Source organism: Pseudomonas sp. SDT291_1_S447, from assembly GCF_054070155.1.
The window spans coordinates 1-399 of the sequence record NZ_JBSVXS010000310.1; the positions used below are offsets into that span (position 1 = coordinate 1).

General features: G+C 59.9%; 1 protein-coding gene. It reads right to left on the reverse strand.

The genetic code is table 11. The annotated features are described in order from the left end of the window. On the reverse strand, positions 1 to 399 hold a 399-nt coding region (locus ACW9IR_RS29690), incomplete at both ends, for a calcium-binding protein (RefSeq protein WP_457466175.1).

Below are 399 nucleotides of genomic sequence, written 5' to 3' on the forward strand. Positions count from 1 at the left end.
GCCGATCAACACGTTGTTGAGGGCGTTGCCGTTACCGGCGATGTTGCCGGTGCCGGTGAGAGTGAGGTTTTCCAGGTTGGCGCCCAGTGCCCAGTTGACGGAGGAGCGAACGGTGTCGATCTCACTGGCCAGGGTGCTGCTCTCGATAATGACGTCGCCGTAGTTATCGACCACGTAAGTGTCGTTTCCGGCTCCACCGATCAGGGTGTCGGCACCCACACTGCCGTCGAGGATGTTGTCCCCGCTGTTGCCGGTCAGTGTGTTGTTCGAGCCATTCCCCATGACGGTGAACCGGCCTGCACCGAGCAACGTGACGTTTTCGACGTTCAGCAGATTACCGGCATTCAGGTCAACGGTCTCGGTCTGCGGCGTGGAGCCGTACATGATGTAGAGGGTGTC